This is a genomic window from Cellulomonas endophytica, assembly GCF_004123805.1.
Lineage (GTDB): Bacteria > Actinomycetota > Actinomycetes > Actinomycetales > Cellulomonadaceae > Cellulomonas > Cellulomonas endophytica.
Map to the genome: position 1 here is coordinate 16,495 of NZ_RWJX01000015.1, position 15,386 is coordinate 31,880.

Consider the following 15,386-nt stretch of genomic DNA (forward strand, 5'->3'; position numbering starts at 1 on the left):
GCTGCGGGGCGTGGTCGAGGTGACGCGGGCGCGGGTGGACGCGTGGACGTGGGCGGTCCGCCTCTTCGCCACGCGCTCGGCCGCAGGCGCCGCCTGCCGCGGGGGGCACGTCCGGATCAACGGCGAGCGCGCCAAGCCCGCGACGATGGTCGTCCCCGGTGACGAGGTGCGGGCGCGCGTGGGCGACCGCGAGCGCGTCCTCGTCGTCCAGCGCCTCGTGGTCAAGCGGGTCGGCGCCGCCGTCGCGGTGGGCTGCTACCTCGACCGCTCCCCCGCCCCGCCGCCGAAGGAGCACACGGCCGTGGCGGCGCAGCGGGACCGGGGTGCGGGGCGCCCGACGAAGCGCGAGCGGCGCGAGATCGATCGGCTGCGCGGCCGGTGACCGCCGAGCCCCTGCCCCTCGCCCGCCCGGCCGGACCCGCCGCCGACCGGGCCGACGCCGATCGGCCGGACGACGCCGCGCCCCGGGAGGCGCTCTACGCGCCGGACCACCCGCTCGACGTGCGCCGGACGACCGCGCTCCTGCGCCGCGGCGCCGCGGACCCGGCCTGGCGTGTGGCACCCGACGGCGCCCTCTGGCAGGCCACGCTCACCCCGGCCGGCCCGGCGACGAGGCGGCTGGAGACCACCCGGCACGGCGTCCGGGTCCACGCGTGGGGACCCGGGGCGGAGCATGCGGTCGCCGGCGTGCCGGACCTCCTCGGCGCCCGGGACGCCTCGCACGGCCTGCCCGCCCACCTGCACCCGCTCGTGCACGCGGCGCACCGTCGCCTGCCCGGGCTGCGCGTGCCCCGCAGCGCGAACCTCGTCGAGTCCCTCGTGCCCGCGATCCTCGAGCAGCGCGTCGTCGGCCTCGACGCGAAGGCGTCGTGGTGCCGGCTGGTGCGGCGGCACGGCCTGCCCGCCCCGGGCCCGGCCCCCGAGGGGATGCGCGTGCCCCCGCCCGCGGCGACCTGGCGCGACCTGCCCGTGTGGGAGTGGCGCGCGGCCGGCGTGGAGGAGGCGCGGGCGGGCACCGTGCGCCGGGCGATGGCCGTGGCCGACCGGCTCCAGGAGGCCGTCGACCTCCCCGTCGCGGAAGCGCGGAGGCGGCTGCTCACCGTGCGCGGGATCGGCGAGTGGACGGTCGCCGAGACGGCCTGCCGGGTGCTGGGCGACACGGACGCCGTGTCCGTGGGCGACTACCACCTGGCGCACCTCGTCGGGTGGGCGCTCACCGGCGAGCGCACCGACGACCCCGGGATGGTGCGCCTGCTCGAGCCGTGGCGCCCGCACCGCCACCGCGTGGTGCGGCTGCTCGAGATCACGGCGGCGGCCCGCGCCCCGCGGTTCGGGCCCCGGTCGCCGCGGGCGAGGCCCCTGCGCTGAGGGGGCCCGGCGTCACCGCCGCGCGCGACGCTCGCGCCAGGCGGCGACCTCGGCCTCCACGTCCCGCAGCGGGGTGACGACCGGGGGCCCGCCCAGGAGCTGGCGCCGTGCCTCGACCACGCGCGCGTTGAACTCCTCGAGGATCTCCCGCACCCGCGGCTCGTAGGGCTCGGCGTCCAGGCGCTCGTGCAGGCGCCCGCTGTCCGTCCGCAGCTGCAGGGCCTCGGGCAGCACGCCCGTCAGCCCCTCCCGCTCGACGAGGCCCTTGAGCCACCAGTCGGGGTCGTGCGTGCCCGTCAGGCCGGGGATGGGACGGCCCGTCAGCGGCAGGCCGTCGAACTCGCCGCGCGCGATGGCGTCGTCGACCACCCGGTCGACCCACTGCGCCCGGTCGGCCATCCGCCCCCGGGCCGGCAGGGGACCCTGCCCGGACAGGCCGGGCCGGTCACGGCCGTCGTCGGGGATCCCGTCACCCGTGCCGCCGTCCTCCGTGGCACGCCGACCCTCGTCGGCCGCCTCCCGGCGGTCGCGCTCGACCTCCAGGTCGACGAGGTACTGCGCCACCGACCTCCTGGGGTCCCGCAGCGCCCCCGTCGCGTCGCGCGCCTCGTCGTCCCGCCGGGCCCGGCCCCGCCACCACGCCACGCCCTGCTCGCCCCTCCCCCTGCCGTCGCGTCAGCCGCGCGCGCGGCGGGTCTCGCGGTCGTTGGCCCTGCGGATGCCCTCCACGAGCTCGTCCTTCGTCATCCGCGAGCGTCCGGGCACGGCGAGGCGCTTCGCCAGCTCCTGGAGGTGCGCCTTCGAGGCGTTCGCGTCCACGCCGCCGTGGGTCTGGCGGTCCGTGCCCGCACCGCCCTCCGCCTGCGGGTCCGACGGGCCCTTCTCCTCCTTCGGCTCCCAGTGGTCGCCCACCTTCTCGTAGGAGTGCTTCACCGCAGCGAAGGCGACCTGGTTGGCCCGCCGCTCGTCGCCGTCGTAGCTCTCGAGCGCGGAGTCGTGGGTCTTCGCGAACGTGGCCTGGGCGTGGGCGTCCGAGCGCTGGAGGGTGCTCGGCAGCTCGTCGGGGATCGGCCGCCCGCTCTTCGTCGTCTTCGGCACTGCCGCCCCCTCCGCCGACCCCGGGCCACGAGGCCCCCGGCCGCTGCGGCCGGTGCCACCATCCTGCGCCGCCGCACCGCCCCCCGCACGGCACCAGCGCCCGCGGCGCCGGCACCGGTGTGTCAGCGGACCTCGGGAGCGGGCGAGCCGAGGAAGAAGACCCAGTGGAGGTGCTCCAGCGGCACGGTCCGCGCGGCGTTCGAGTAGTAGATCACCGGCAGCCCGGCGTGCCGCCACACGGAGTCGCCCGGCACGCGCCCCTCGCGGGTCGGGCGCGGGAAGTCCTCCGCCGCCCAGTCCGTCCAGGTCATCACGCGGTGCCCGGCCCCGTCCACGAGCAGCAGCTCGGGGAGGGCGACACCGCCCCACCCGACCTGCACCACGCGGTCGTGACGCAGGCGGAGGTCGGGCTCGCCGGCGTCCCGCCACTGGGCGAGCGTGAGCTTGTGGCGGACCCCCGACGGGTCCTGCACGAATCCCTCCGCCGGCGCCCACCCGTGGATCGTCCAGACCTGCCCGAACGTGTAGAAGTCCGAGCCCTCCACCCATCCGGCGCTGCGGGGCGCCGGGGCGCCGGCCCGCAACCACTGCCCGAGGTCCAGGTGGTCCCACGCCCACTGGTCGCGCTCGGGGCCGAAGAAGGTCACGGCGCTGATGCCTGGGGACCAGGGGTAGCGGACGTAGTCCGTCGGCGCCGGCTGCGGTGCGGGGAACCCGTCCTCGGCCCACTCCTGGAACGTCAGCGTGTAGGCCGCGTCCGCGGCCGGGTCGACGTACCAGACCGAGCCCGTCGCGCGGACGAGGTAGTAGCCCTCGGCGACCCAGCCGGCCGCCCCGTCGGCCGCGACCCGGGGACCGTCCTCCTCGGCGTCCGCGACGGCGGGGTGGACGACGGCGGACGGGGCGCCGGCGGCGCCCGCGGGGGCCGCGAGCGCGGGCGCGGCGAGCGCGACGAGCGCGGGCGCGACCGCCAGCAGCAGGGCGGCGAGGCGACGGACGGTCATGCGGGTCCTCCTGGTCTCCGGCGCGCGGGGCACGCGCTCGACGGCACCATCGGCAACCCGGGGCCGTGTCTGCGCGGAACGCCACGGCCGGGGGCGGCACGAGGGGCGGGTGCCGGGGACCAGCCGCCCGGGTGTCGGAGCCCGGGGCGTCGACCGTCCGACGTGCCGCGCGGGCCGCGCGCCGCGCGCCGGGCACGTCAGGCCGGGCGGCCGTCCGGGGCGAGGCCGGCCGCCACCCGGGTGCCGCGCGACGCGTGGACGGACCAGCGCGGCACCGTGAGGACGAGGGCCGCCGTGGCGAGCAGCCCGACGACGCCCATGCTCAGCGCCCCGGCCGCGAGGCTGCCGAGCGCGGCGCCGGCACTGACGAGGAGCGGCCCGCCACCCGTGCCCGCGTCCTGGAAGAGGCGCCAGACGCCGAGGAACTGCGAGCGCACCGCCGCCGGCGCGACGTCCGCGCCGAGCGTCATGAGGATGCCCGAGCTCAGCCCGTTGCCCAGCCCCAGCAGCGCTGCGAGGACCGCGAACGTCGGCAGGCTCGTCGCCACCGGCAGGGCGAGCATCGCGGCGGCCATCGCGAGCATGGACGGCACGCCGACCGCCAGCCGGCCCCGCCGGTCCATGACGATGCCGGCGGGGTAGAACACCGCGGCGTCGAGCGCACCCGACAGCCCGTAGACGACCGCGATGGTCGAGGCCTCCAGGCCCAGGTGCTCGCCCCACAGGGGCAGCAGCACCTGCCGGGAGCCGCGCACCGCCCCGACGAGCAGCACGGCGATCCCCAGCGACGCGAACAGGCGCGCGTGCTCGCGCACCACGACGCGGAGCCGCACCTGCGCCCCCCGCCCGCGGCCCGGGCGCGGGCCCGCGTCCCCCGCCGGCGCCACGTCGGGCACGAGGGCGACGAGCACGGCGGTGAGCAGCGTGATGGCGACGGCGAGCCAGAAGGCGCCGACCGTCGAGGACAGGTGCACGACACCCGCGCCGAGGAACGGCCCGACGAAGACGCCGATGCGCCCGACGCCGCCGAGCGTCGAGAGCGCCCGTGCGCGGTACTCCACGGGCGTCACCTCCGTGAGGTGGCTGTGCCGCGCGAGGAGGAAGACGGCGTTGGCCATGCCGGTCGCCAGCACGCACGCGCCGAGGACGACGAGGTCCGTGGCCAGCGCGCACCCGGCGAGGGACACCGCCGACCACGCGGCGGCCAGCAGCATCGCGCGGCGGTCGCCGACCCGGGCGGCGAGCGCCCCGGCGGGCAGGTCGCCGGCGAGCTGGCCGAGGCCGAGCAGCGCGGCGAGGACGCCGGCCGTCGCGAGGTCGGCGCCCAGGTCCCCGGCCCGGACCGCAACCATGGGCGTGACCGCGCCGATGCCGGTCTCGAACGCCAGGGCGGGGACGAGCACGGCGAGCAGCGCGCGCGAGGACAGGAACGGCGGGCGCCGGCGGGCGGGTGCGGGGGGCATCGCCGCCCATCGTCCCACCGGCGGCGCCGTCCCGGCCGGTGCGAGGATGGCGCCATGACCGAGACCCGTCCCGGCACCGCCGAGGCCCCCCGCCGCAACGTCGAGTCCTTCAACCTCGACCACCGCACGGTGCAGGCGCCCTACGTGCGGCTCGCCGACCGGAAGACCCTCCCCCACGGCGACGTGCTCGTGAAGTACGACCTGCGCTTCACGCAGCCGAACCGGGCGCACCTGGAGATGGACGCCGTCCACTCCCTCGAGCACCTGTTCGCGGAGCACGTGCGCGACCACTCCGACGCCGTCGTCGACTTCTCCCCCATGGGCTGCCAGACGGGCTTCTACCTCATCCTCTCCGGCGAGCCGGCGTACGACGAGGTCCTGGGCCTCGTCGAGACGACGCTCCGGGACGTCCTCGGGGCGTCGGAGGTGCCGGCCGCGAACGAGGTCCAGTGCGGCTGGGGCGCGCACCACACCCTGGACGGCGCCCAGGAGGCGGCGCGCACGTTCCTCGCGGGCCGGGACGGCTGGGCGACGGTGACGGCGGAGGGCGCGTGAGCGTCGCGTCCCCGCTGGGCGCGGTGGCGGCGGTCGTCGTCGTCGCCATGCCCGACGAGGCCGCGCCCTTCCTCGCGCGCGCCGACGACGTGGTGGACACCGGCACGGTGCTGCACGCACCGACGCACCTGGTCCGGGTGCGCGGGGTGCCGGTGCTGCTCGTGCGCTCGGGCATCGGCCTCGTCGCCGCCGCCTCGGCCGCCGCGGTGGCCCTGGAGCGGACCGGCGCCCCCGTGCTCGTGAGCGCGGGCAGCGCCGGCGGCCTCGGCGCCGACGTCCGGGTGGGCGACGTCGTCGTGGCCCACGAGACCGCGCTGGCGCAGGCGGACGTGCGCGCCTTCGGCTACGCGCTCGGGCAGGTGCCCGGGATGCCGGAGCGCTTCGTCGCCGACCCGTCCCTCGCGGCGGCCGCGCTGGCCGCCCCCGTGCCCGACCTCCGTGTCCGGACCGGTCTCATGGTCTCCGGCGACGCGTTCGTCGACGCCGAGCGGGTCGGGGCCGTGCGGGCCGCCTTCCCCGGCGCCCTCACCACCGACATGGAGACCGCCGCCCTGGCGCAGGTGGCGCACCTGGCCGGCGCCCGGTTCCTCGGGGTGCGGGGCGTGTCCGACCTGTGCGGGCCGGCGGCGGACGACGACTTCCTCACGCACGTCGACGACGCCGCCGAGCGCTCGGCGCGCGTCGTCGTGGAGGCGCTCGCCCACGTGCTCCTGGCCGGGGCCGGCCTCCACGACGATCCCGCGGCGGTGCCGGCCGGCTGACCGGCGGCCCGCCCCGCCGGGGTGCCACCTGCCGGCGGGCGCCCTCAGGCCGCCGTGCTCCCTCAGGCCGCCGGGCTCCCCACGCCCGCGGTCCCCCGCACGTGCTCGCGGACGAGCTCGGCCAGCCGCTCCGCGTGGTCGAGGACCACGGCGTGCGAGGCGCCCTCCACGACCTCGACCCGGGCGTCGGGCGCGGCCGCCGCGAGCCGCTCGACCCAGTGCTCGGGGACGACGTGGTCGTGCGTCCCGCGCACGAGCAGCAGCGGCACGGGGACCTGCGCGATCCGCTCCTCCACGGGGTGCTCCACCATGGCGGGCAGCACCACCCGCGCCCAGCCGAGCCGGCACTGCCGGTAGGCGTGCAGCACGACCGCCCGGGTGGAGTGCGACTCGAACACCGACGACTGCAGGAGCCGCGCCACCTGGGCCCGGGAGGAGCGCTCCTCGTCGTTCACCGTCGGCCCCACCAGCACGGCGTGCGTCGCCGCCCCGGGCCTGCGCGCCAGCGCCTCGACGAGCACCTGCGCGCCGAAGGAGTGGCCCACGAGCACGGGTCGCTCGACCTCGGCCCGCCGCAGCCAGGCCAGCACGACGTCGGCGAAGTCGCCCATGCCGAAGGTGGCCCGGCCCGACGGGCGGGGCACGTAGGCGAAGCCGGGGAGGTCGAGCAGGTGGACCGTCCCGAGCGTGACGAGCCGCAGCGCCAGGGGCTGGAGGTACTCCGAGCTCACCCCGAGCCCGTGGACGAGCACCGTGTCGTGCCGGCGGCCGGGCTCCGTCCCCCGCAGGGCCGGCACGTCCATCGTCCACACGCGCATCGAGACGCCGCGGTGCCGGAACCGGTCGACGCGGATCGTCAGGCCGGACGGCAGGTCGGTGACCTTGAGGGCGCGGGGCATCGGCTGGTCCTCCACGGGGCTCGGGCGGACGGCCCACCCTGCCGTGCGACCCGGGCCCGCGCACCGCGGCGGGCGCAGATCACACGGACGGCGGACGGGGGCCACGCCGTCGACGCGTCAGTGCCCTGCCGTCCCCTCCGCGAGCCGCGGGCCGCCCGGCGAGACCCGCGCCGCCTCCGCCAGCGTGCCCACGGCGTGCGCGACCTCCCGGTGCACCAGCGGCGAGGACAGCACCCGGAAGTGCCCGTCGACGGGCAGGGGCACGTCCACCGCCCCCTCGAGCCGCTGGTCCCCCGGCACGTGCGGGTCGAACCGGGAGTGGACGGTGACCACGCGGGCGTTCACCGGCAGCTGCGCGGCGAGCGCGAGCAGGTGCGGGTCCCGCGGGGACAGCGCCCGCACGGCCCGCAGGGGGAACCACCGCGCGTACGACGAGCCGGCGAACGGCGTGTTCACGGCGACGAGCCCCACCGCCCGCCCCCCCGTCCGGGGCAGGGTGAGGGCCAGCTTGCCGATGAGGCCGCCCTTCGAGTGCGCCACCAGCACGGCGCCGCGCAGGTCGAGCTCCGCGAGCCGGTCCGCGACCTGCCCGGCCGACCACGCCAGGTCGCCCTCGTTGAAGCCGAGCGACGGGACGGCGTGCACGGGGTGGCCGGCGGAGTGCAGGGCCTGCGCCAGGGGGGCCATGACGCCCCAGGTCTCGTAGATGCCCGGGACGAGGAGCACGGGGGCGCCGGGCCCGTCGGACCACCGGTCCGCCGCCGGCGGCCGCAGGAGCGCGCGGGCCTGCCGGTCGACGATCCAGGCGTAGTCCGCGGCCCACGCGGCCCCCCGGCGCAGGACCTCGCGCAGCGGGAGGCGCCGGCCGGGCGCCGCGCCGGCGGACCCGGTGCCGCCGGCGGCGCGGGTGGACGGCAGGTGCGTGCCCACGCGGCTCCGGTCAGCCCTTCTCGTGCAGGGCCGACGGCTTGTGCACCGCCTCCTTGCCGGACTTCTCGCTCTTGACCAGGTACTGGGGGTCGTCCCCCGACGCGCGCACCGTGCGGCCCGCCGCCTCCGTGTCGGAGGTGATCTTCTTCTCCACCGTCCCCGGCACGGTCTGGCCGTGGCTCTTCCAGGTGACCTCGTCGCCCTTGTGCAGCTCGTCGCTCATGCGTCCTCCCGGGCCGTCCGGCGGGGCCCCGTGGCCTCCGCGTCCTCCCCAGGCTCGCCCGGGACCTCGGCGTCCGCGACCGGGAGCACGAGGGAGGCCCTCAGGCCGCCGAGCCCCGAGCTGCCCAGCACCACGTCGCCGCCGTGCTCGCGGGCGACCTCCCGGGCGATCGCGAGCCCCAGCCCGGAGCCGCCGGCGCCGCGCTCGCGCGCCTCGTCGAGCCGCACGAACCGCTCGAAGACGCGGTCGCGGTCCTCGGGGGCGATGCCGTGCCCGTCGTCCTCCACGTCCACCCGGCCCGGGGCGACGGTGACCTGCACGGTGGTGGTGGCGTGCCGGCGCGCGTTCTCGACGAGGTTGCGCACCACGCGGGCGAGGGACGGGGCGTCGCCCTGCGCCCTCCCGGCCCCCCGGACGGGGGCCACGGGCACGAGACCGTCCCGCGCGGGCTGCCCCGCCGCCGAGACGCCGTCGCGCGCCACGGCCGCCAGGTCGACCCCCGCACGGGCACGCGGGGCGGAGCCGAGGCGGGCGAGCAGGAGCAGGTCGTCGACGAGGGTCTGCATCCGCAGGACCTCGCCGTGCAGGTCCTGCGCGAGCTCCGGGCCCGTGTAGCCGCTGCGTTCGTCGGAGGCGACCTCGACCGTCGCGCGCAGCGACGACAGCGGGGAGCGCAGCTCGTGGGCGGCGTCGGCGACGAAGGCCCGCTGCCGCACGGCCGCCGCGTCGAGGCGGTCGAGCATGTCGTTGAGGGTGCGCGCCAGCGCCGCGATCTCGTCGTCGACGGGCGGCACGGGCAGCGAGCCCGGCCCGCCCGTCGCGGCGACCTGGGCGGCGGCGCGACGCAGCCCGTCGACGGGGCCCAGGGCCCGTCCGAGCACGAGCCACACCCCGACCGCCACCATCGTGGTGAGCACCGGGACGATCCCGAGCAGGGAGAACTGCAGCGCCCGCAGCAGGCCGCGCACCTCCGTGAGCGGCATCGTCGCCACCACGGTCCGGGGGCCGTCCGGGGCGCCGGGCACGTCGAGCACCCCGACGCGCGCCTCGGGGTCGTAGGCCGAGACGGTGCTCGTCGCCAGCGCCACCGACCCCGCCGGCCCGCCGGACCCCTCCCGCACGCCCGCGACCTCCTCGGCGGGCAGCACGGGCAGCGTCCGGGAGGCGTTGGAGGACGTCGCCACGACACGGCCGGCGGCGTCGAGCACCTGGACGACCTCGCCGGGCTCGTCGACGGGCAGGGTCGCGGGCAGCCGGTCCTCCGCGACGAGCGCCCCGACGCCGGCCACCCGGTCGCGGACGATCTCGTCGAGGGCACCGACGCGCCCACGGGTGAGCACCTGCCCCAGGGCGATGGCGCCGCCGACGAGCGCCAGGCACAGCAGCGCGGCGGTGACGATCGTGAGCCGGACCCGCAGCGACGAGGGGCGGGTCATCCTCACGGGGCGGTCACCCCGCCACCCGGTACCCGGCCCCCCGGATGGTCGTGACGGCCTCGCGGCCGAGCTTGCGGCGCAGGTAGCCCACGTAGACCTCGACGACGTTGACGTCCTCGCCCTGCCCGTCCCAGACGTGGTCGCGCAGCTCGAGCTTGCCCACGACCCGGTCCGCGTTCCGCATGAGGTACTCGAGCAGCGCGAGCTCGCGCGCCGTGAGCTCGACCTCCGTGCCGCCCTTCGTCACGGTCCGGGCGCTCGGGTCGAGCACGAGCTCGCCGACCCGCAGCACGGCGGGCCGCGGCGCGACGGGCCGGCGCACGAGGGCGCGCAGCCGGGCCACGAGGACGACGAAGGAGAACGGCTTCGTGAGGTAGTCGTCGGCCCCGACGTCGAGCCCGTCGGCCACGTCGTAGTCGCCGTCCTTCGCGCTGAGCAGCAGGACGGGCGTCCACACCTCGCGCTCGCGCAGCCTCGTCACCACGTCGTAGCCGTTGAGGCGCGGCAGCATGATGTCGACGACGACGACGTCGTAGTCCCGGTCCGTGGCCATCTGCAGGCCCGTGAGCCCGTCCATCGCGACGTCCACCGCGAAGCCCTCCGCCGTCAGCCCGCGCTGGAGGGCACGGAGCAGCCCGCGTTCGTCGTCGACCACCAGGACCCGCACCCGCGCAGCATGGCACCCGTCCCGGGGGTCCGCCCGTCGCCGTGCCGTCCGCCGGGTGCGCCGGGGGTGTGCGCGAGGGGTCGGGGAGGGCCAGGATGGGGGGTGACGCCGCAGGTCTCAGGCGTCGCACAGTGCCAGGAGGGGAGGCTGGGCGCATGCCGTCGACCGTCCTGCCGCCCCTCTCCCCCCGCGCCCGCTGGGCCGTCCCGGTGGTCGCCGCCGTGGTGGTCGCCGGGGCCGTCGCCGCCCCCCGCCTGGCCGCCGCCGACTCCTCGGAGCTGCCCGGCCTGACGGCGCAGGAGCTCGTGGCGGCGGTGGCCGAGGCCGAGCGCACGCCCGTCTCCGGCACGGTCGTCTACACCGCCCGTCTGGGGCTGCCGTCCCTGCCGATCGCCGAGGTCTCGGGCGCCGACCCGACGGCCCTGCTCGGCGGCAGCTCGACGATGCGCGTGTGGAGCGACGGCGCGGAGCGCTCCCGGGTGGCCCTCCTCGGCACGGTGTCGGAGTACTCCGTGGTCCACGACGGGCCCGAGGCGTGGACCTTCTCCAGCACGAGCGGCACCGCGACGCACTACGTCCTCGACGCCGAGGGCCAGGCGCGCTACGAGGCGATGGCCGCCGACCTCGCCGACGGCACCCTCGACGCCCCGCTGCCGGCCGGCGCCCCCACGGCCCTGCCCGAGGACCTCGCCGCGCAGCTGCCCGACGAGGTGCTGGCCGAGCTGGCCCCCTCCGTCGACGGCTCGCTGCCCACGCCGGCGGCCGCCGCCCGCGCGGCGCTCGCCGCCGCCGAGCTCTCGGCCACCGTCGAGGTGACGGGGCAGAGCACGGTGGCCGACCGCGCCGCGTACGAGGTCGTCGTCACACCGACCTCCGACGGCACCCTCGTCGACCGGGTCGTGCTCGACGTCGACGGCTCCACCTTCGTGCCGCTGCGCGTCCAGGTCTGGAGCACGCAGGACGAGGCGGCGCCGGCGCTCGAGCTCACCTTCACCGACGTCAGCTTCGCCGCCCCGTCCGACGCGGTCCTCGGCTTCACGCCGCCCGCCGACACGCAGGTGGAGGAGGTCGTCGTCCCCTCGAGCATGGACCGGCCGGCGACCGCCGGGGCCCCGACGCCCGGCGTCGACGTCTCCGGCACCGGGTGGGACGCGGTCGCCACGATCAGCGGTGTCGACGTCCCCGGGCTGCTCGCCGCGGACCCGGCCGCCCTCGTCGAGCAGGTCTCGCCGCTGACGATCGGCAGCGAGCGCGCTCAGGACCTCGTCGAGCAGTTCCGTCCCACGGACGAGCAGGGCCGCACCGCCGTCGACCTCGACGCCGCCACCCTGTACGAGACGCTGACGACCGAGGTCGAGGGCGGCCGCCTGCTCACCTCGACGCTGCTGAGCGTCCTGGTCACCGACGACGGGCGGGTGCTCGTCGGCGCCGTGCCGCCGCAGACGCTGCTCGACCTCGCGTGACGGACCTGCGCACGGCGGCACGCGACGACCCGCGCGAGCGGGTCGCCGGGTCGTCGCCGGCGGCGCGGTCGGCGACGACGACGGAGGCCCCCCCGGGGGCCTTCGCGGTCGCCACGGACGGGCTGACGAAGCGGTTCCGGTCCGGCCAGGTGGCGGTCGACCACGTCGACCTCGCCGTGCCCCGGGGCGCTGTCTACGGGTTCCTCGGCCCCAACGGGTCCGGCAAGACCACGACGATCCGCATGCTCCTCGGCCTCGTGCGCCCCACGAGCGGCCAGGCGTGGGTGCTCGGGCACCCCGTGCCGCAGGCCGCCGGCCGGGTGCTCCCGCACGTCGGTGCCCTCGTCGAGGGGCCGGGCTTCCAGCCCTACCTGTCGGGCCGGGCGAACCTGGCACGCGTCGACGCCGCCGACGCCACCACGGACCCGCGCACGCTCGCGCGCCGCACGGACGAGGCGCTCGAGCGCGTCGGGCTCGCGGCCGCCGCCGACAAGCGCTTCCGGCAGTACTCGCTCGGCATGAAGCAGCGCCTCGGGCTCGCGGCGGCGCTCCTGCGCCCGCGCGCCCTGCTCGTGCTCGACGAGCCGACGAACGGCCTGGACCCGCAGGGCACCCGCGAGGTCCGCCACCTCGTGCGCGAGCTCGCCGCGGACGGGACGACCGTGCTCGTCTCCTCGCACCTGCTCACGGAGATCGAGCAGGTGTGCAGCCACATCGGGATCATGAGCGGCGGCCGGCTCGTGCGGCAGGGCCGGCGGACCGACATCGCCGACCCGGCGCAGGCGCGGGTGGAGGTCGACACCGTCCCGGCGCACGTCGTGCGGGCCGCGGAGGTGCTCGCCGCCCTCGGCCTGCCCGAGGTCCGCGTCGCGGGGGACCGCGTGGGCGCCGCCCTGGGCGCCACGGACCCGGCCCGCGTGACCGCCGCCCTCGTCGGGGCCGGGGTCGACGTCGCTGCGCTCGCCGTGCGGCGGCCGACCCTCGAGCAGGTCTTCGTCGAGCTCACCGGGGAGGGCTTCGATGTCGCGCGCTGACGCACCGGGCGCCCTGCTCGAGCCGGGCACGGGCTACGGCGACCTCCCGCCGGCCCCGGCGCTGCGCGGGTCGCTGGCCCGCCTCCTGGTCGCCGAGCTGCGGCTCGTGCTGGGGCGGCGGCGCAACCAGGCGCTGCTGGGCGGGCTCGCGCTCGTGCCGCTGGTGCTGGGGCTCGTCGTCCGGCTCACGCAGGACAGCGCGCTGCGCGACCAGGGGCCGGGGTTCATCGGCGAGGTCACCGGCAACGGGCTCTTCCTCGTCGTGGCCTCGGTCTTCGTGTGCCTGCCCTTCCTGCTGCCCCTGTGCATCGGCATCGCCTCGGGGGACGCCATCGCCGGCGAGGCCGCCACCGGCACCCTGCGCTACCTGCTCGTCGTGCCCGTGGGCCGGTCGCGGCTGCTGCTCGTCAAGGCGGTCGGCGCGCTCGTGTTCGCGGCGACGGCCGTCGCCGGCATCGCGGCGGTCGCGCTCGTCACCGGGGCCGCGTTCTTCGGCGTGGCGCCGCTGACGCTCCTGTCCGGCGACGTCGTGCCCGTGGGCGACGGCCTGCTGCGGGTCCTCGGCGTCGTCCTCTACGTGGGCCTGTCGTTCATCGGGCTCGTGGCCGTGGGGCTGTTCTTCTCCACCCTGACGGAGGTGCCCGTCGGCGCCATGGCGGCGACCGTCGTCGTGCCCGTGGTGTCCACGGTGCTCGACAGCCTCCCGCAGCTGTCCGCCATCCACCCCGTGCTGCTCACCCACCACTGGTTCGACTTCGCCGAGTTCCTCCGGATCGAGATCGGCTGGGACGTGCTCGCCTCGGGCCTCGGCCTCCAGGCGGCCTGGGCGCTCGTCTTCGGCGCGCTGGCGTGGAGCCGCTTCACCACCGCCGACGTCACGTCCTGACGCGTCCTGGCCGGTCCCGCGCGGGCGGCCGGCGCGGAGGTGACCCCCGCGCCGGTGCGCAGGATCAGGACGTCGGTGCGCCCGCCGCCCGCCGGCCCGAGCGGACGGCGTCGAGCAGGGTCGCCGCGACGTCCTCGTCGGCGGCGGCGAGGAGGGAGTCGCTCGCCAGCGACCACTCCGCCCCGTGGGCGTCGAGCACCACACCGCCGGCCTCGCGCACCTGCGCCACCCCGGCGGCGACGTCCCACGCCTTGTTGCCGAACAGCACGGCGCCGGCGGTCCGTCCCGCCGCGACCCAGGCGAGCTCCAGCGCGGAGGACCCGACGACGCGGATGCGGCCCGCCACCTGGCCGACGGCGCCGATGACCGCCGCGCGGAGCGGCGGCGTCCACGGCCCGCGCGGCACCCAGCCCACGTCGCCGACCGTGACGGCGGCGCCCTCGAGCCCGCCCCGCACCCCCAGCCGCTCCTCGCCGCGCCACACCCCGCGCCCGCGGGCGGCGGCGACCTCGTCCTCGCCGGGTGAGCCGTCGGCGGCGGGCGCCAGCGCGGCCGTCACCCCGAGCGCGGGGACGCCGTCGACGAGCAGCGCGACGTTCACGGCCGAGAGGGGCAGGCCGACGACGTAGTTCGACGTGCCGTCGATCGGGTCGACCACCCAGCGCGTCGGGGAGGTCTCGTCGGGCGTGTGCTCCTCGCCCTGCACGGGCAGCGGCAGCCCGGCGACGAGCAGGTCGCGCACCGCGAGCTCCACGGCCCGGTCGACCTCGGTGGCGACGTCGTTGACGGCCTTCTGCACGACGACCTCCCGGGAGGACGCCGTCCGCGCCATCCCCAGGCCGTGGCGGACGGCGTCCCGGGCGACGCGCAGCGCGAGGTCGAGGTCCAGGTCGGTGGCGGTCGGGGCGGACGCGGGCGGCAGGGCGGAGGTCACGCCCCCAGCATGCCGTCTGCGGGCCGCGGGGCCGCCCGGTACAGGTCCGTGAGCACGCAGATCTCCGACCCGTGGTGGATGAGCTCCCGGTTGAGGTGCAGCACGAGGTGGCCGAAGGGCGCCTGCGCGTCGATCGGCGTCGCGGTGCTGCGGCCGACGGTGAACACGTCCTCGTCGCCCAGCGCGCGCACCCCCGCCCGCCACGCGTCGACCTCGTGCGTCAGCCCGGCCACCGCGGCCCGCACCTCCCCGTGCAGGACGAACTCCTCGCGGCGGCGTCGGTGCTCCCCGAACGTCCACTCCCGGCGCTCGCCGAACACCTCGGTGAGGTGGGCGACGAGCCAGCCGATCGTCCGCGGCAGCGGCTCGTCGTACCCCTGCGGCCACTCCGCGACCCAGTCCCCCGCCCCGACCGTGCGCGGCTGCCGCTCCTGGCCGCGCCGCACGACGCGCAGCGCGCCGGGGGCCGGCTCCCGGTCGAGCTCCTCCTGCGAGAGGGTGGCCAGCCGTGCGGACACCTCCGCCCACGCGTACTCCAGCTGCGCGATGACCATGGCCCGGGCGGTCGGCAGGAACGTCTCCGGCGGGATCTCGCTCATCGTGGACGGACCTCCCTCTCGAACACGTGTTCGGCCAGCCAACCGCCCGGCGTGCGCCGGCGTCAA

At 77.7% G+C, this 15,386-nt stretch carries 18 protein-coding genes; 7 read left to right on the plus strand and 11 right to left on the minus strand.

The genetic code is table 11. The features are described from left to right. The first annotated feature begins 10 nt into the window (after positions 1 to 10). Together EJA20_RS06540 and EJA20_RS06545 are read left to right on the plus strand one after the other, a co-directional pair. Positions 11 to 382, plus strand: a complete 372-nt coding sequence (locus EJA20_RS06540) for an RNA-binding S4 domain-containing protein (RefSeq protein ID WP_129337361.1) — start codon at positions 11 to 13, stop codon at positions 380 to 382. Then, on the plus strand, positions 379 to 1,368 hold the full coding sequence (locus EJA20_RS06545) for a DNA-3-methyladenine glycosylase family protein (RefSeq protein WP_240675125.1): 990 nt from the start codon (positions 379 to 381) through the stop codon (positions 1,366 to 1,368). The genes EJA20_RS06540 and EJA20_RS06545 overlap by 4 nt, the downstream gene beginning before the upstream one ends. Before the next feature lie 12 nt (positions 1,369 to 1,380). Here EJA20_RS06545 and EJA20_RS19415 read toward each other — a convergent pair whose 3' ends face one another. The 4 genes from EJA20_RS19415 to EJA20_RS06565 all read right to left on the minus strand — a co-directional run bounded on the left by EJA20_RS19415 (position 1,381) and on the right by EJA20_RS06565 (position 4,933). After that, a complete protein-coding gene (locus EJA20_RS19415) occupies positions 1,381 to 2,013 on the minus strand; it encodes a DnaJ family domain-containing protein (RefSeq protein WP_240675127.1) in 633 nt (210 codons plus the stop codon). A gap of 30 nt (positions 2,014 to 2,043) precedes the next feature. Continuing rightward, the gene (locus EJA20_RS06555) at positions 2,044 to 2,466 is read right to left on the minus strand and encodes a ChaB family protein (RefSeq protein ID WP_129337405.1); all 423 of its coding nucleotides are present in this window, start codon (positions 2,464 to 2,466) and stop codon (positions 2,044 to 2,046) included. A 122-nt stretch (positions 2,467 to 2,588) separates the two neighbouring features. After that, positions 2,589 to 3,470, minus strand: a complete 882-nt coding sequence (locus EJA20_RS06560; protein ID WP_129337362.1) for a hypothetical protein — start codon at positions 3,468 to 3,470, stop codon at positions 2,589 to 2,591. A gap of 197 nt (positions 3,471 to 3,667) precedes the next feature. Further along, a complete protein-coding gene (locus EJA20_RS06565; protein WP_129337363.1) occupies positions 3,668 to 4,933 on the minus strand; it encodes an MFS transporter in 1,266 nt (421 codons plus the stop codon). A gap of 54 nt (positions 4,934 to 4,987) precedes the next feature. Between EJA20_RS06565 and EJA20_RS06570 the strand changes: the two genes are divergently transcribed. Further along, complete coding sequence (locus EJA20_RS06570; protein WP_129337364.1) at positions 4,988 to 5,488, plus strand: S-ribosylhomocysteine lyase; 501 nt, start codon at positions 4,988 to 4,990, stop codon at positions 5,486 to 5,488. Further along, on the plus strand, positions 5,485 to 6,249 hold the full coding sequence (gene mtnN, locus EJA20_RS06575) for a 5'-methylthioadenosine/S-adenosylhomocysteine nucleosidase (protein WP_240675128.1): 765 nt from the start codon (positions 5,485 to 5,487) through the stop codon (positions 6,247 to 6,249). Before EJA20_RS06570 ends, mtnN begins: the two co-directional genes overlap by 4 nt. Positions 6,250 to 6,311: 62 nt before the next feature. Here the strand turns inward: mtnN and EJA20_RS06580 are convergent, their stop codons facing one another. From EJA20_RS06580 to EJA20_RS06600, 5 genes are all read right to left on the minus strand, one after another. Further along, positions 6,312 to 7,148: an alpha/beta fold hydrolase gene (locus EJA20_RS06580; protein ID WP_129337365.1), complete on the minus strand. Its 837-nt coding sequence runs from the start codon at positions 7,146 to 7,148 to the stop codon at positions 6,312 to 6,314. Positions 7,149 to 7,265: 117 nt separating this feature from the next. After that, positions 7,266 to 8,078: an esterase/lipase family protein gene (locus EJA20_RS06585; protein ID WP_205687401.1), complete on the minus strand. Its 813-nt coding sequence runs from the start codon at positions 8,076 to 8,078 to the stop codon at positions 7,266 to 7,268. Between the two features lie 10 nt (positions 8,079 to 8,088). Continuing rightward, positions 8,089 to 8,301 (minus strand): hypervirulence associated TUDOR domain-containing protein, encoded by a 213-nt coding sequence (locus tag EJA20_RS06590; RefSeq protein ID WP_129337366.1) that lies wholly within the window; start codon positions 8,299 to 8,301, stop codon positions 8,089 to 8,091. Continuing rightward, positions 8,298 to 9,737, minus strand: a complete 1,440-nt coding sequence (locus tag EJA20_RS06595; RefSeq protein WP_129337407.1) for an ATP-binding protein — start codon at positions 9,735 to 9,737, stop codon at positions 8,298 to 8,300. The genes EJA20_RS06590 and EJA20_RS06595 overlap by 4 nt, the downstream gene beginning before the upstream one ends. Before the next feature lie 13 nt (positions 9,738 to 9,750). Further along, positions 9,751 to 10,404, minus strand: coding sequence for a response regulator transcription factor (locus tag EJA20_RS06600; RefSeq protein ID WP_129337367.1), 654 nt, complete (start codon positions 10,402 to 10,404; stop codon positions 9,751 to 9,753). Positions 10,405 to 10,559: 155 nt separating this feature from the next. On the opposite strand from EJA20_RS06600, the gene EJA20_RS06605 reads away from it, so the two are divergent. Genes EJA20_RS06605 through EJA20_RS06615 form a run of 3 tightly spaced genes read left to right on the plus strand, consistent with a single transcriptional unit; the run spans position 10,560 to position 13,787 of the window. Continuing rightward, entirely contained in the window at positions 10,560 to 11,867 is a 1,308-nt protein-coding gene (locus EJA20_RS06605) for a LolA family protein (RefSeq protein WP_129337368.1), read from the plus strand. 5 nt (positions 11,868 to 11,872) lie between these two features. After that, on the plus strand, positions 11,873 to 12,901 hold the full coding sequence (locus EJA20_RS06610) for an ABC transporter ATP-binding protein (RefSeq protein ID WP_129337408.1): 1,029 nt from the start codon (positions 11,873 to 11,875) through the stop codon (positions 12,899 to 12,901). Beyond that, positions 12,888 to 13,787 (plus strand): ABC transporter permease, encoded by a 900-nt coding sequence (locus tag EJA20_RS06615; protein WP_129337369.1) that lies wholly within the window; start codon positions 12,888 to 12,890, stop codon positions 13,785 to 13,787. Before EJA20_RS06610 ends, EJA20_RS06615 begins: the two co-directional genes overlap by 14 nt. Before the next feature lie 64 nt (positions 13,788 to 13,851). Here the strand turns inward: EJA20_RS06615 and EJA20_RS06620 are convergent, their stop codons facing one another. Together EJA20_RS06620 and EJA20_RS06625 are read right to left on the minus strand one after the other, a co-directional pair. After that, positions 13,852 to 14,721, minus strand: coding sequence for an inositol monophosphatase family protein (locus EJA20_RS06620; protein ID WP_129337370.1), 870 nt, complete (start codon positions 14,719 to 14,721; stop codon positions 13,852 to 13,854). Next, positions 14,718 to 15,320 (minus strand): DinB family protein, encoded by a 603-nt coding sequence (locus EJA20_RS06625; protein ID WP_129337371.1) that lies wholly within the window; start codon positions 15,318 to 15,320, stop codon positions 14,718 to 14,720. The genes EJA20_RS06620 and EJA20_RS06625 overlap by 4 nt, the downstream gene beginning before the upstream one ends. Positions 15,321 to 15,386: the final 66 nt, after the last annotated feature.